Raw genomic sequence first — 15203 nt, 5'->3', positions numbered from 1 at the left:
GAAATACGGCCACAAATACAGGGCAGGCCACAAGCTCGCCGCTTGCGGTGTCAACATAATGCATCATGTCACCGGCAAAGTCGACCTGGAGCACCCTGCCGGGTTCATGCTCGAAGTGCATGGTGGCACCCTGCCAGAGGATATGTTCCTGCAGCAGTTCGCAGAACCGGGAATACTGGAAGCCCCCGGGATAGTCCCTGATGTATTCCTGCCACAGAAGCAGGCGCGTAACGCCGACTTTGCGCAGCTCGGATAGCATATAGGGGAACAGCGCCTCCAGTTCGGAGCGCCTGGGATCTGCCTGCTCACGGGGCGGTCTATCGGCATTCAGGTAAACCTCCAGTTCGCTGTCCTCAAAAAGCAGGAGTTCGCGGAAGCTGAATCCGCTCTCCCCGAACCGCTTCAGGTAACCGGCAATCGTGCGTCTGTTGATGCCGGTTTCCTTTTCTATGTTCCGCTGGGAGAAGCCACGGTCCAGGAACAATAATAGCTGTCTTATCTTGTGCATGCTAAGGGGTTTGTTTGCCATGTCGCTAGGAATCTTGTTCGACCCCTAACTTATGCAATCCTAAATCCCCAGTGGTGCACTTTGCAGCGGAATTATTGGTATACTTTGTGCCGGAATGGCAGTCCCTGAAAATCAATCAGAAAACCAACCTAATCCTAAACAACCCTTACAGACTGGTGTACTTTGCCCCGGAATCGGTGGTGCATATTGGAGCGGAATATCCACAATGGGCCGGCCGCTATCTTCAGTCCCTCTATCGCTTCGTATTGCAAGAAAACGGGTATACTCAAATAATCCACCTTGCCGCTGAGCACCGAGCGCCAGTACCCACCATCGACCTCCCCGCTCTTTTCGATCCTGTGGTACTGCTGCGAATACAACAATTCGGGCTGGACATACAATTTGCCGGCAATTTTGAAACTTCCGTAAATACCCCCCCATAAACCGGGCAACCGTTCGCGGGCCAACGGTGGTTGTCCGGCCACTGAACGAGTCGTACATTTCATACGTTTTGTTGAAGTTCAGATTGGCACCTGCTTTTAGGCCAAACTCCTGTTGAGCAAAGGCGCACGGCAAGCCGCAGATTATGCCAAGCATTGCAACGCATAGCTGTCTTTTCATTCGATGGAATTAAATTAAAGGTATAATGATCTCTTACAGCAAGTGTAGTGTTTTTTTTATTACTTCGGGCAATACTCTCACTTTCATTCGCTATCAGTTTCGCCGCGAAGGGTGATGTCAAACCCCTGGTTATGAAAGCGCCATTTTCCGGCTTCCATATTATGAACGTGCGTGTATCCATCCTTGTGGTTCTCACAATAATAGTAAAACTCTATCTCGGTAAAACGATACTCCGCTCCGTTTACCTTCAGCGATTTATTAAGCAACAACGTTTGAGCGATCGAAGTAAATGAATGCTCGATATTGGTCTCATCAATAAAAACAATCCCATAGGTTTTGAAGTTAGGTAAAGTGCCAATATAGGCATTTCCGACAGTTTCTTACTTTTGTCTCATGCCCCGCATCCCAACTACACCGCAGCGCTCCTATAACATGAGCCGTATCCGAGCGAAGAATACAAAGCCCGAGTTGCTGTTGCGCAAGGCACTCTGGGCAAAGGGCATCCGCTACCGTACCCATGCAAAAGATCTGCCCGGCAGACCCGATATCGTGATCCGCAAATACCGGTTAGCCATCTTTGTGGATGGAGAGTTCTGGCACGGCCACCAGTGGGAGAAGACCAAAGGAATCATCAAAAGCAACCGCGACTTCTGGATTCCCAAAATCGAACGGAATATCCAGCGGGATAAAGAAGTCAACACAGCGCTTATCAACACGGGATACACTGTATTCCGCTTTTGGGGTGAGGACGTACGGAAGAACCTGCAGAAATGCGTCAACCAAATCCAGCTCTATATCGAAACCGCCGGAGAAGGCCGAGTGCCTTATCCAGCAAATTATTGATGAGAAACTATTTGAATAGCCAATTAGTCATTTGTTAAATTGGAGGGCAATTCAATCATTAGAGATTTATCCGTCTCGACCTCATCAACCCTTTGGTTGTAAATCAATATGAGATCTCTGAAACTATGAGTTAGCTGATTCTTGTTGAAACCGCTTAATTCATTGACATTTTGCGAGACAAACGATTCTATCGATTCGACCGAAATCTTTTGTTCACTTACCTGTTCCGCATTCTGCCTCGCACCCACCACCCGGCTGTCAGGAACGAGTATAAAAGGCTTAAGCCCTTGTGTGATGTTATGCTTACATTTATCATATAACGCTTGCATAGGCGCTATTGTCACATGAATCGCTGTATGTCCGATTAGAAAGTCCCCTGGTCTTTGCGTCTGTAAATCTGCTGTGCTTGCAGATTCGTTAGATATAGATATGTCGGGAAACCTAAGTTGCAATTTGGCACCTACCAAATGCTGAGCGATAAAACCGCCTTTTCCTTCCGAAATAGCCGTATTTAGAAGGTTATTTACCAGATGCCAGGTGGAGAAATCCGGATTAAACATCATTTTTATCTTTTGTCGATTATGGTAATCTTTTACCCTGTCTACAAGAAAAGCTTGCATACTAATCAACTCTTCGTTTCGGGTCTCTTTCGGCAAGTTTTCAAGACTTAACTCCTGAAGCATCTTAAGCAGCGCTTTCACTTCAGACGGACCACCCCGGTTTGTTCTCCCACCCTCTTTCGCAAAAGGTCGTTCTTCTCCAAACGATTTCAATATTGCTGATACCGCCGATCCACTCGCCCCCTTAATTTGCATTCCACCATCGGCAATATGAGCATTAAAATCTAAATTATAGTCGTCCATCAATCGGTTAAGCACAACAAGTGCTGTAGCGATACTTCCATTTGCAGGTCCCTTGTTGGCTTTGACGATTTTAAGCGAATCATACCACTGGAGGAATTGGTTAGATGGCTGTTTCATATCTCATTTTAGTAGTTTTCCGTGGGACTGCCTCGTAAAATAATGGATTTAGATAATTCTCTGCAATCCAAGAAACCACCGGAACACACACAGCGTCTCCAAATCCGAACAACGCTTCATTGAATGTTCCAGACAGCGTAAAGTCATCTGCGCCCATCAGCCTAGCACATTCGCGGGGAGTCAGTAACCGTATATTTATTTCACCCTTCCCCACTTGCAAAAGAATCTGCCGGGCGCTTCCTCCTTTTGGAGTTCTCAAGCAACCGGCGATTCCATCAAACCTGATTTCGGCCATAGACTTCCCGTTCCTTACACGCCTAAAGGCTGTGTAATATTCGTAATTGTCTTTTTCCTTCTGATCTAACACTTTATTCAAATGACGCTCGAACGTCTGGTTCAATAAATAATCCACCCGTTGTTTGCTAAACCAAACAGAATTATTTTTAGGAATGTCTTCGACGATATCAGCTAAGCGTTTGTCCAATCGAGGAAGTTCTGGGAGAACGGCTCTCACATTCCAATCTATATGAGGATTTTTAGTTATAAATTCACGAAGTTTAGGCGGCCGCAATTCGCTATCAGGCAAACAAAACGCGGAACGTCCGCAATTGCCTACGGTTAAGCTCCCGACGACAAACAACCTAACTCGACTTTGAGGCACAAAATGAGCTGCATTAATAATAAAAGCATCTACTGCATAACCTAATTGGTTTAATGCCAGTAAGGCCTGTTCAAAGTCTTTCCCTTGATGCGACGTCAAAAAACCCACCACGTTCTCGAGCAGTATCAAAGGCGGTTTTTTCTTGCCAAGTTTCTTTAAAATATTCACGAAACCCCAAAAAGCTGACGAATGTATCCCTTGCAAACCAGCCCGCCTGCCGGCTAACGACAAGTCTGTGCATGGGAACGAAGCTGTTGCTAAAGATGAGGAGGGAAGATCGTTGGACGAGAGCCTATGAATATCATCAAGTATAAATTCTCTGCTATTATTTTTAAAATGGGATACGTACAACCTTTTCTTCACAGGATCTATATCGTTTGCGCATTCGACCTTCCATCCACCCTTTTCAAGACCCATACGCATCAGTCCTATTCCGGCAAAAAATTCGATTACAGTTTTATCTATGCTTGTGCCCGTCATTTAACTTTTCTCTTTTATCTTTAGATATTTTGCTTTCGCTAACCCCACTGTACCCGAAGCAATATTACCTAATTTTTTTAGCAAAAACAAATTGTTATCTCTAATCGTAAAATTTCGCCGATAAATTTATGGATTATATTAGTTTATTAAGTATACCTAATATAAGTCACAGATTGGATATTCCACTCAGATACCGGTATCAACAATTCCAGGGGGAAATTAAGCTTTTCGATCTTTGCACCTTCTTTATCATATAAAGATGTTTCCTTGCGACTAAATCTGTCAAAAATCCGCAGCAAATACATCTCCTATGCCAACGAAAAATAATTCTCCAATGTTCTACGAATTTCTTGAGCAATTAATTCGGCTTTTCGAGTCGGTACACCGTTGCTAATTAGCTTAAACTTATCGGTCAAGGACACTTCTTTCGGAAGGATATAATTATCGGGAACACTTTGAATTCGTAAAGCTTCACGAACAGACAGTCTGCGAGGTTCCGTTGGGTGTAAATGTACCTCATTATTACCATATGCTACTGTAGGACTATATCTGTAGCGATGCAACCTTTTAAATGATTTGCGAGATGTATCGCCTTCAGCAACTGTTGAAAATTTCTTAGAGTATGGATTAAAACACTCCAATTGGTTTGGAGTCGAATTGTCTAATCCACTAAACGCATTTTTGATTAAAAGAGAGGAATAAAATTGTGGGATTCTCTTAACTTCGTCTTCGTTTATTTCTGACTGGAAATCCCATTTTCGTGGCCAAAGGACCTGTCGCGCCTTTGCGTATTTTCGCTGCGGCCATTTGAAAACTAACTCATTCAGGTGCCCTTCATAAGGTTCGCTTAAGTATTTAAAACCATTATCAATTAACTTTTGTATCACGTCTTTACGAAATCCTACCAATGCCAATCTTGGCCTGTCTTGCGGAATGCCATAATCTAGGGCATTGATTATATCAAACCATAATGTATATTTTTTTTCCAACTCGTTTTTCAAATTGAAAAACTCGCTTTGGTGGTGTTTTGTACGGTATAAACCAGCTACGTTCTCAAAAAAAATAAACAAGGGGTTAACCTGATTGACGATATCACGATATGTGTAAATTAGCTTGCCCCGATGACCTTCTACACCTGCGTTTTTTCCCCCGACAGAAAAATCTTGACAGGGAGGACCGCCAATGATTCCGGCGATATCCCTATAATCATCAATTAATTTTTTTTGAGTGTTTTTGTTTGTTGCATCTAGAGAAGTTTCGATCTTATTATGTGTAATTATACGCTTTTTATACACTTCTTTTTGAGACTTCTTAACATAGTTATTTAAGCCGTAATTATACGAATCTACAAATGGCTGATGAAATTCAACAGCTTCGTTTACTTGAAAACCCTGATTCATGAATCCTAAATCAAGGAATCCCCCACCAGAAAATAGTGAAATTATATTAATTTTATTCTTCAATGTTAGTTCTGGATAATATACCGTTGACAAATTGGAGTTTCAACTTTTTCTCGTACACAATGACTCCTTTATTTAATTGCTCAATGCTTAGGGATACTGAGGCGTGCCCGTTATCACCAATGAACGAGGATTCGTCTTCTCCCTCGACTTTAAATTTAGGATTTATTTCAGGTTTCGGTTCACCGAAAAGTGATTTGTAACTGTAATGGGGCTTTCCTTGAAAAGTGTCGTCGTTTATCATATACTTAAGCTGGAGACTAAATATTCCCTCGTCGACTTTTGTAAGTATATATTGACGTTGATCCCCCATCTTCAATTCAGTAGAACAATAATTCAAAATTGGCTTAAACCCTCCTGGGAGTGTGGGCATAAGATCTTGTCTTTTGAAATAGAATCCACTGCTATTGAACCAAAGATTTGCCTGTTCAAATGTATGAGTCGGGCTGTCCGTATGTACAAACGAACATTCAAGTTTTACCGTAGACACGTGCTCTGGAGAGTTATCAATTAGATTCAAATCTATTCGACCTTTGTTGTTTAAGAAATTATTATATGTGGAATCATAGAATCGGCCCTTTAATCGACCAGCTCTTCTAAACCCTAAATCAATGACACCGCTTTTTTCCGTAAATCGAATTTTAGAAAACTTTATATTGTTATTGGCAAATTCAAAAATAGACCTATCCACTTTTGAAGTTGTTTCCTTCAAACTGCGGTATTTCTCCCTTATATCTACATAATAATCTGCGAAATTTGATGGGAGCGTTCTTAGAGCTTCGACAGTAACACCATCATTCAAGTCTATTATTGCATTACCATCACTGTTAAACATAGCTAAATCCAGAGCTTCCAAATCTGCAAACTCCGTTGTACCTGTTGCTACATCTACTGTGATACTACAAAAATCCCCAGGTCCTTTCGGAAAATTTTGGATAGTAATTAATTTTCTATTTCCGGTTATATCTATGCTGAATTTTTCCGATCGTTGCGGTAAATCGACAATTTCTACTTTTAACAGCTCTCCGAATTTTGCGTTACGCTTGTTGTTACTCCTCAACAACAAATCGCAAAGTTGCCCCATTAAAATATAATACTCATCGCCAATTTGCCAGATATCACCCGGGGCTATGGGCAAATATTTTGAATTTACTTTATAGTCAAATAGTTCAAAAGAGTTAAGTTGTTTTAGGCTCTCTCCGATTTTCCCAATGTGAGGATGGTCATCCAGATGCTCATTGTCAAAAAAGCTCACAATACCGGAAAAGAAATTTAAAGCATTTATTTCTTCGATTTCAAATTGATATTGTTGAGCCAAATTGAACCAATATTTTATAGCCTCAATCCCAGGTATGCCTTCGAGGTACGAATGTTCAATTATATATTTTATGTTTTTCTGATTTAATAAAACCATATTTAGCGCGTTTTGCGCACTTAGTGTATATTGATATCTCAACTTATCAAATATGGCCGCATATGCCGCGTTAGTAAGACTCTTCGCTAATTGCTCAAATTTGTTGTCGGCATCCTTTGCTATTTCTTGGATAAAATAGTGATCAAACGATTCTAGAGGCCCGTTTTCGGGAGTAGTGGTATACAAACAGCAAACAATTTTTTTATCTTTTATTTGGTTTCGATTGATAATATTCTCTTTAATAAAGCTCTTTCCCTCTTCTCCACTGTCCCCTGTGCCGAGTTTTTTGTCAATTATCGCAAGACAAAATTGACTCTCGGTCTCTTCCATTGATATTTCAATGTCTTGATAAAATTCTTCCGTCTGACTAACCGATGGTTGCGCCCTGTAAAAAAGCAGAGATAGGCCAGGTGTTTTCTTAAAGGTGTCGATTAGCTCAGTATATGAGGCTTCGTCAATACTTTTAAAAATGCCAAACTTAAGTAGGATGTCATTGATTCTGTCGTCGCCATTGTCTTTGTAAATCTGAGCTATATTTGTAACAGTTCTGTCGTAATCTAATTCATTTGCTCCAATTTTCCCAAGATAACGCTTAAAGTATTCCGTTGCGGGCATGTCTTCTTCCAAATTTCTATCTCTATTGGTTTTTTGGAAAAGTTCATTAAAACTATTAAGGTTTGCCACTAAAGAATCGAAGCCCTTCTCTTTCAATTGTCGTAAGATTTTCTCCTGATCCCTCACTGGCAATAAACAAAATTTGCCTAAAATCTTTTCTGCATCATCCTCGTACACAAAAGCATTCTCGATAATTACTGCTGTAAAAGCCTTAAGGCCTCTGATTAGGTTGTTAAACAAATTCACGGTTGGTCCTCCTCAAAACTTGAGCTCATTCTTATTTCAAATATATACCGGTTATCATAAGGATTTAGGGGTTGCAATAGCTCTATTTCACCTCCAAAAGATTTCAAAAACTGACGAACGATATAAAGCCCCATTCCTCTGCCACCGTCCTCCTTACCAGATTCCATTTCGTTGAACAAAGTGTGCTGATACTTTTCCAGAACTCCTGTCCCACTATCAGAAAATTGAATCGTATTCGAATCAATCGTACGCACAGAAATGGTGTCGGTCCCATCCTTTTTGAACTGGGTATTTTTCTTGGCTTGCTTTTGTCGTTGTTTAATCCAATAAATTGAATTGTCGATGAGATTATAAAAAACATGAAGTAGGGAACCCTTCGGTACCTCCCAAATATTTGAGACAGTATCAATATCAATATTAATTTTATGTCTATTCAATCTGAACTTAAATCGATCTGTAATTTCGTGAAGCTCTTCTCGTACATTGACCGGCTCCAAATCCTCGCTATTTCCCTTATAAATAAATGTCTTTTCGAGAAATGAATAAAATTTACTGAGATCACCCATCCGCGCATACAAATGATTGAATTTAGTCTTTACGGGGAGCAAGTGTTCTCTATTAATTCCGTATTCTTCGCGATCCAGAAAATAGTCTTCGAGGGTTGTAAAATGGTCAGCATAGGTCTTGTTTTCATCCCCCGAATTACTTAACAACGAATGTAGCTCATGGGTAATAACCTCAGTAACAAGGCCATTTGCCATTAACTTGTAATTATTATAAGCCTCGGTCTTTATTCGCTTCTGATGTTGTCGTGCGACTTCGATTAAGTTGTTTGCACTTTCAAACGATCGATTTGTATCGTTTATATTCTGTTCGAAATTTATAGTTACGGTCTCTAATTCCTTAAATATCTTTTGTATAGTAGATATCTTATTAGGATCATCCAAGGCAATGTTGTCATTGATAACAGAGAAAGCCTCATTAATCGCTTGTAAGTTTTTCTTTGCTGCCTCAAGAACTTCTTTCGATTTTCTTACTTCATCTTCTATTTCTTCGGTATTATTTTCTGGGATCAAGCCCTCGAGATCTAATATATATTTTGCGATCTCGACTGCTCTTTTATTAAACCCAGGAGAAAATATCTCGATGACCTCACTCAAAAGAATTTGTAAGGAATCAACATAAAGGTTGTCTGTCAGATTTTCTCTTGAGCTAGTCTCATAAATATACTCTTGTTTCTTGTCATTAATTTTAATAAACCCAATGACATTACCAAGCTCGAACCTGTAAAACTGTTGCCCTGTTGTTCTTTTTTGCTGTAGTTTAAGCCAGTCGTTATCTTTATTACCTATAGTACCAATTCGAAAAGAATTTCTGTATAATTTTATACCATTATGGATACCTAAGAAATTGCTAAAGTCGGAATTGATGTCCGATTGCCCGTTATCGATAAAACCATTGTCAACCGCGGAAGAGATAGCCATTGATATCAACGCCTTTTCTCTCTTGAAGGAGTAAATTTTCGCTTCTAGTGGCGCTAAGTTAACCAAAGCATCTAAGGTGTTTTTTTCTAGCTTTCTAGAGTATTTCTTACTCCATTTTTTTAGTGCATCCGATAAATAAATTTTTTCTGAAAGACTCTTCGTGAAATGCTCTTGATATTTTTTTAACAATTCTGAATAGAATGTATGGGGGCGCTTCCAGTCTTGGTAGAGTACACGTCCTAGTTCCCTGTGATGAATACGTTCAAGAAACCAAGGTTTAACATCCATACGGAGATCTAGTGCTAAATCTATAACTTCTCCGGACTCATCTTTTATGAACTCTGTGGTCAAACTATGGATCGATTCAGCTATTTTAACAATGTTATAGTTAAAATCATGAAGAATTTTTTCCCCATTAAAAAAAATAGATAAATCTAAAATACTCTTATTGTCTTCAAATGGCGAATAAAGAAAACTGAGAGCACTATGTAACTCATTTTTCACGTATAGTTGTGTCCCAAGGCTTTCTCCTAGATTACCGAAAATATCCCGAACGAAATTTTCCTGTCTCGTAAAAAATTTTTCAAATTCTATTGGTTTTTCTGCCGTGCCTATTAACCATAAACGAGTATAAGACTTACCGGTTAAATTAGGGCATTTATGTTCCGGAGCCTCCGCATGTGATGAATTGACAAATTTGTCCCACTCTACATAAACAACATCTCCTAAATTACTTCCACCAACAGATGTTTCCACAATCAACACCGGGCTAATTCGTTGGGCCGCTAACCGTCCGATGCCCTTTTCCCCTAAAATTATCGCATCTTTATCAGACGCCGCCGCTTTTTCTTTTTTCTTTAATGTACCACCTACTTCAAAAAATCCATTTTTCAATGTCTCGTAAGACATTCCTTTTCCGTTATCCTCGATTACAATGATCCCATAATCAGCACCTGCAATAATCTTAATGAGTTCATCGGATATTGGCTGTATCGAAGATTTCTTTTTAAAGCCCTTTAAGTCTGACAAAAAGTGGATATTGACCTTTGAAGCTTTAGCATCATACGAATTTTTAATAAGTTCAGTAATAGCCACTTCATCGGAGGTTATTAATTCATAACCTAAGTGCTTTATTATGCGTGAGTTATAACTGAATCTCATGTTTTGATGTTTTGGAACCTTACAAAGATAGAATTTTATAGTCCACCCTGTCTCAGGCTAAAAAAGCTAAAAACTTGACAGTATTGGAATTTTTAATAGGTTATAATTCTGGTCCAGTCTGAATAAGTAATCGTTATTTTGGTCTGATCTAATCAATACCCATTTATCAAGCAAATTTGGAGAATTGGATGAATGACCTTCAAGCCAAAGCAAAAAAGCTGTTGGTGCCTTTGGAAATTCATCAATTTTAATATAAGATTTTGATTGATGAAATTTGATTTGAAGGTTCGTCGGTTCTATTTTCCAGGTATGCTTACATCCACAATCAAATGAAGTATCATCATCCAGTATTACCCGAGTTCCACATTGTGGACAAAAAAGATATAAGCATTTACATCTCCGACAGCGTCCTGCGTACCAATTAAAAAATAGACCAGCATTTTCCAAAAATAATACTCCATCCAGATCAAGAACCACACATTCATCATTGCAGTCATAACACATCATCCATTTATTTGGAACTGTAAGATTCAATGCCTCTTCAGTCGTAAGAATCTTTACATCCATGCCTAAAAACGCGGCTTTTTTTAAAGCAGGATCGGTGTATCCGTTATTGGTAACAATGATTGCTTTATTTGCATTAACGGATTCTGCTAGTGACGCGACTGAATCAATTTCATTAACATCAATTACAGTCTTGTTAAATTTGGCATCAATCAAAATATTAATAACGTGTCCACCAATGTTAATTTCCCACCAGACATCAATCTGTCTTTTCTGGCCGGTAATTTTATCGGTACGCCGCACATTATAGCTCAAACGCCCCATTAAATCCATTTTATCATAGAGCGTCGAAACTGCCGTTTGGTATTCTTGCCAGGTCATATTTCCCTTCGCCGTATTGCCGTTATTTTTATGCAATTAAACTGTTATTTAAAATCTCTTTTAAGAGAGTCCCTCTCGTTGGGATATTCTTCAAACTGAAAAACTACCTCCGGATAAAACGATCTGATGTCAATTTTTCCGTTCAGTGTTATATCATGTATATTCCGTATTAAGTTATATTTAGTAATTAAATAATCATTTATATCATCATATATAATTTTTCCTAATTCCCATTCCAAACCTAGGGTCGAAATTGAATTGACAAAAAACAGTATCTGTTCAGGCGTTGACAGTTGGGCAGTAAGGATAGAGGCGTACTTGTACTTTTCCTCATAAGTCAATACCTTTTGACCATTGAAATATTTAACGATTTGATACAAGTGGCGAAAGTAATGGCTAAGTTTATATTGGTGCCCACCATAAAATCTGTAATATTTACCCTCTTCCGACACTAGTGTGTTGAAATTTAGATCATTATGCACAGAACCGTCTGGTTTAAAAACACTTTGAAAATCATCGACAATTGCACCCTTTAAAAAGTTATTTTTACAAAGTGCTTTCCAATTTGAATAATATATCGAATCTTTATGCGGCTTTTTGGAAAGGAAAAATAAGATACTCTTCACAAAGCTACTGCTATAAAACTTTGAAAAAACACTTTCAATTGCCTTTTGTCCGGGTTCACTAAGTCCCATAAAGGTGATTATGTAGGCAAAATCCATCCTTATCCAGTGGATCGGATTTATTTTCGTTCTGGATTGCGTTATTAACTTTATATCGGAGAGTCGTTTTTCATTGGTGACATCTTCGATCCCAAGCTTATTAAAAAAAGGCTCTAAATCCTCGTAACATTGTATTATCTGAGTTAAAACAAAGTCGAAAGTATTGCGCCCATATCGGTTTCTTACTTTTAGCTTTTTCTCGGTCATTTTCAACCTCGTTTTAAGTTTCTCTGATCCTCAGTTGGATCATATGGATTAATATATTCCATTTCAGACACATTGGCCTTATGGAGGTTGATCATATTAAAGAATTTTTCATCAATTTTGCTTTTTTCATTTTCAACCCTTTGATTTAAATATGTTATGTAAACTAAAATCAAAGCGCCCAATGAAATAATTGTTCCTACAGTCCCTCCGATAAAATCTCCAACTTGACCTGTTTCTGCCATCTCAATTTCTCCTTTCACATAAGTAAATTGTTCATTTAGTCTACATAGGAAATAGGCAGTTATAGCTAATGAGATAAATATTAAAAAGCCAATTACGAGATTAATATAGAGATGATTCGTCCTCATTTTATTCTTTTAAAATATTCCACCCCCTATGCACTATCCGATGGCAATTCGAGCAGATGAGCATAAGGTCACTTAATGTTGTTTTTGTATCCGGTGTTAATTCAGACAACGGTGTGCGGTGATGGCATTCGATGAAGCCCTTGCCGACATCGCCGTAGGTCTTTTCAAAATCAAAGGAGCATAACTCGCAAGCAAGCGAACCATGCTTTTTTAAATGTTCTTTTTTCTTTTTATTGACAAGCGCCCGATTGCGTTCGCGGTAACGGTGAAGCCTATAAAGCAGTTCCCCTTCTGGTGCAGAATACTCGTCTTCTTCCTCGTCCTCCGTTATGGGCACTTTTAACTCCTCGACGAGATTTTCTTGCGCGAGCGTAGCTCTGATATTGTTTGCGAGCTGCCGAAGCAATGCCCGGTTATTTTTAAATTCATTGAACACCTGCTCGTCCAATCTACTGTAGGATTGCATGCCCTTACCTTTATAATCTGGATCGATCGCCAGAAAATTACTCAACTTAAGCCCTACCCCATTAGGATTGCGATAACGTTCCGCATCCGTCTTTGCTTCGGAAAAAGGCAAGGTATTCAGGACTTGGGAAAGTTCGATAATGGCCGGATTCTGAGCATGAATTTGCCCAGGCTCGATCTTGAAATAAAGGTCGAGCGCGAGTATCAACTCATCCTTATGCCATTTCGGGTTTCTCATTAATTCATAACAGGTTAGTACGTTTCTCTTGTATTACTTCCTTTATTCTCGTTGTCCGTCTCACAATCATTTATCCCCGGTTAATACCCTGTAAATTTAAGGGCACAACATCGTATCAAATTCTATCTGCATTGGGTTGACCCGAGGTCATCAACAGTTCTCCAATTATAATTCGTGAGCACATACGCGTTTCCGCCATCTAATTCGACCCATTCGTCGATACCCTTTGCTCCATTTTTCAAATCACCTTTAGTGGTTAAACCTATTGGGGCGGTGTACTCTCTTCCTCTTACTAAAAATTTACATCCGTTTTTTTCGATGGCATTATCCAATTGTGACTGCGGGATGAATTTTGCTTTGGTAAGATCAGGTAGTGTATTGTACAGTTTGACAGGCGACATTGAGCTTGCACAAGAGCTGAATAACACTACTACATATACCAAAAAGAAAAATTTAGCACAAGTAATTTTATTTTCCAGGAGATTCATGCTTTATATAGAATAGCAATACTTAACCTCGTCTGCCTGCCTCCAACCAATCATCGCCAATCTTCTCGAATGCCTTTTCAACAATGTCAGCAGGTATCTCTTTCACGAACCTATAAACATTTTCAGGTTTGGTCTTGCCCGGTCGAGTAGTTTCCGTATCGAGAATACACTCAGAAATAATACTTTTCTCCCATTCTATCGACTTACCCTTGAAGGCTTTTTTTAATTCGTTATTTAGATAACCTTTTATTTGAGAATTCGTGAAATCCTCTCCAACTTTGAAATATCTATTCAGGATTAGGGCGCAATAGTAAATTCCATCTCGCTTCTCTTGATTTCTAGGTGTTTTACCCGTTCTCTCTTGTGCTATCGATCTTATTCTTTCTGGTAATCTTCTTAACGAGGGCATCTTTAAATTAGGCTTTAATATATCAATCGCAAGCAGATCGTACAAACCCGAAATGGCGATAATGTCTTTTAATTCTAACGATTGACCAGCAATTATCCTAGCATATTTACCTTTGCTAAAGCCTAAGAATTTGTCAATTTCATTCATATGAAGGCCCGCATACATACGTAGTGCTTCAAGATTATCTATGGCTACCTTGTATTCATTCATAAATTCTTAAAAAAATCGAGTATCATATTTTTTGATTCTCGAATTATTATTATATTTGTTCCATATTAGAAAAGCGACAATTAAGGAAGGAGTTAAAATCACTTCCTAACGATGTCACTCTCGGCAAAAAACCACTACATTTGCACAGGAGAGGACTGCGGTTCGCCACTTATCTACTGGATATGTTATCTTTGTAATAATTCCCAGTAGGGCGGGCCGTCTGTAAGTCTTCTTGTGTGCAAGAACTGGGTCTCGTGTAGTCCCGATGACTGGTTTCGTAGTGGTTACCATGCCAAGAAGCAAGATGGTTCGCCCTACTTGGTTTCTAGCCAAAAGCTATACCTAGGCTTCTAGAGTTTCATCGTTTTCATAAATCATCAAATTATGAAAACGAAAACACCAAACCGACTAGCCACATTCCGCAGCAACCCCGCTGCTGAAGCTACACGACTGCGCTCTACCTCACGGCCGAGCATATTCACTTTCAAAGCACGCACAAAAAATCTCAAACGCGCTCCTGAATAGGAGCGACCGAAAGACATATCGGATAGCAAAAGCAAGGCGTTAAGCTAGGCTTGCCAATGGCATAAAAAGCCCATGGCCGCTACCCGGTAGCACCGACCCTGCGCCATAAGAAAACTGCATTGTTTGCTTAGGTGGGAGCGGTTGTTTGCCTTCGGTTAATAAATAGTGCACTCTAAAGGTAGACGCTTCTTTCCAAATTTGCAAGTTTTTGAA

General features: G+C 39.4%; 12 protein-coding genes and 1 pseudogene. 1 reads left to right on the top strand and 12 read right to left on the bottom strand.

What is annotated here, in order from left to right:
• Both ACFQRK_RS19410 and ACFQRK_RS19405 read right to left on the bottom strand, forming a co-directional pair.
• A pseudogene (locus ACFQRK_RS19410) lies at positions 1–508 on the bottom strand (IS21 family transposase); the annotation flags it as partial.
• A gap of 155 nt (positions 509–663) precedes the next feature.
• Entirely contained in the window at positions 664–1014 is a 351-nt protein-coding gene (locus ACFQRK_RS19405; RefSeq protein WP_379009680.1) for a hypothetical protein, read from the bottom strand.
• 508 nt (positions 1015–1522) lie between these two features.
• Between ACFQRK_RS19405 and ACFQRK_RS19400 the strand changes: the two genes are divergently transcribed.
• Positions 1523–1972 (top strand): very short patch repair endonuclease, encoded by a 450-nt coding sequence (locus ACFQRK_RS19400; protein WP_379009678.1) that lies wholly within the window; start codon positions 1523–1525, stop codon positions 1970–1972.
• Positions 1973–1995: 23 nt separating this feature from the next.
• Here ACFQRK_RS19400 and ACFQRK_RS19395 read toward each other — a convergent pair whose 3' ends face one another.
• From ACFQRK_RS19395 to ACFQRK_RS19350, 10 genes are all read right to left on the bottom strand, one after another.
• Positions 1996–2952 (bottom strand): DUF4928 family protein, encoded by a 957-nt coding sequence (locus ACFQRK_RS19395; RefSeq protein WP_379009677.1) that lies wholly within the window; start codon positions 2950–2952, stop codon positions 1996–1998.
• Positions 2936–4093: a DNA cytosine methyltransferase gene (locus ACFQRK_RS19390; RefSeq protein WP_379009675.1), complete on the bottom strand. Its 1158-nt coding sequence runs from the start codon at positions 4091–4093 to the stop codon at positions 2936–2938. The genes ACFQRK_RS19395 and ACFQRK_RS19390 overlap by 17 nt, the downstream gene beginning before the upstream one ends.
• Positions 4094–4401: 308 nt before the next feature.
• Complete coding sequence (locus tag ACFQRK_RS19385) at positions 4402–5556, bottom strand: DNA cytosine methyltransferase (protein WP_379009674.1); 1155 nt, start codon at positions 5554–5556, stop codon at positions 4402–4404.
• The gene (locus ACFQRK_RS19380) at positions 5546–7828 is read right to left on the bottom strand and encodes a hypothetical protein (protein WP_379009672.1); all 2283 of its coding nucleotides are present in this window, start codon (positions 7826–7828) and stop codon (positions 5546–5548) included. Before ACFQRK_RS19380 ends, ACFQRK_RS19385 begins: the two co-directional genes overlap by 11 nt.
• The gene (locus ACFQRK_RS19375) at positions 7825–10473 is read right to left on the bottom strand and encodes a sensor histidine kinase (protein WP_379009669.1); all 2649 of its coding nucleotides are present in this window, start codon (positions 10471–10473) and stop codon (positions 7825–7827) included. The genes ACFQRK_RS19380 and ACFQRK_RS19375 overlap by 4 nt, the downstream gene beginning before the upstream one ends.
• A gap of 66 nt (positions 10474–10539) precedes the next feature.
• Positions 10540–11394, bottom strand: coding sequence for a restriction endonuclease (locus ACFQRK_RS19370; protein ID WP_379009668.1), 855 nt, complete (start codon positions 11392–11394; stop codon positions 10540–10542).
• Between the two features lie 8 nt (positions 11395–11402).
• Entirely contained in the window at positions 11403–12287 is an 885-nt protein-coding gene (locus ACFQRK_RS19365) for a putative phage abortive infection protein (protein ID WP_379009666.1), read from the bottom strand.
• Positions 12288–12289: 2 nt separating this feature from the next.
• Positions 12290–12655 (bottom strand): hypothetical protein, encoded by a 366-nt coding sequence (locus ACFQRK_RS19360; RefSeq protein WP_379009664.1) that lies wholly within the window; start codon positions 12653–12655, stop codon positions 12290–12292.
• Between the two features lies 1 nt (position 12656).
• A complete protein-coding gene (locus ACFQRK_RS19355) occupies positions 12657–13358 on the bottom strand; it encodes an HNH endonuclease (RefSeq protein ID WP_379009662.1) in 702 nt (233 codons plus the stop codon).
• A 510-nt stretch (positions 13359–13868) separates the two neighbouring features.
• Positions 13869–14465 carry a hypothetical protein gene (locus ACFQRK_RS19350; protein ID WP_379009659.1) on the bottom strand — a complete coding sequence of 199 codons (597 nt, stop codon included), beginning with the start codon at positions 14463–14465 and terminating at the stop codon, positions 13869–13871.
• Between the last annotated feature and the right edge of the window lie 738 nt (positions 14466–15203).

Origin of the sequence: Parapedobacter sp. GCM10030251 (genome assembly GCF_042666505.1) — a bacterium.
Lineage (GTDB): Bacteria > Bacteroidota > Bacteroidia > Sphingobacteriales > Sphingobacteriaceae > Parapedobacter.
Note: the sequence above shows the minus strand (reverse complement) of the source record. Positions and strands in the feature narration are given on the sequence as shown.

What these genes read in the sequence shown, in the direction of transcription:
- ACFQRK_RS19390 (WP_379009675.1), bottom strand. Translation starts at nt 4,093, where the DNA reads ATGACGGGCACAAGCATAGATAAAACTGTAATCGAATTTTTTGCCGGA.
- ACFQRK_RS19395 (WP_379009677.1), bottom strand. Translation starts at nt 2,952, where the DNA reads ATGAAACAGCCATCTAACCAATTCCTCCAGTGGTATGATTCGCTTAAA.
- ACFQRK_RS19360 (WP_379009664.1), bottom strand. Translation starts at nt 12,655, where the DNA reads ATGAGGACGAATCATCTCTATATTAATCTCGTAATTGGCTTTTTAATA.
- ACFQRK_RS19405 (WP_379009680.1), bottom strand. Translation starts at nt 1,014, where the DNA reads ATGAAATGTACGACTCGTTCAGTGGCCGGACAACCACCGTTGGCCCGC.
- ACFQRK_RS19400 (WP_379009678.1), top strand. Translation starts at nt 1,523, where the DNA reads ATGCCCCGCATCCCAACTACACCGCAGCGCTCCTATAACATGAGCCGT.
- ACFQRK_RS19375 (WP_379009669.1), bottom strand. Translation starts at nt 10,473, where the DNA reads ATGAGATTCAGTTATAACTCACGCATAATAAAGCACTTAGGTTATGAA.
- ACFQRK_RS19350 (WP_379009659.1), bottom strand. Translation starts at nt 14,465, where the DNA reads ATGAATGAATACAAGGTAGCCATAGATAATCTTGAAGCACTACGTATG.
- ACFQRK_RS19365 (WP_379009666.1), bottom strand. Translation starts at nt 12,287, where the DNA reads ATGACCGAGAAAAAGCTAAAAGTAAGAAACCGATATGGGCGCAATACT.
- ACFQRK_RS19355 (WP_379009662.1), bottom strand. Translation starts at nt 13,358, where the DNA reads ATGAGAAACCCGAAATGGCATAAGGATGAGTTGATACTCGCGCTCGAC.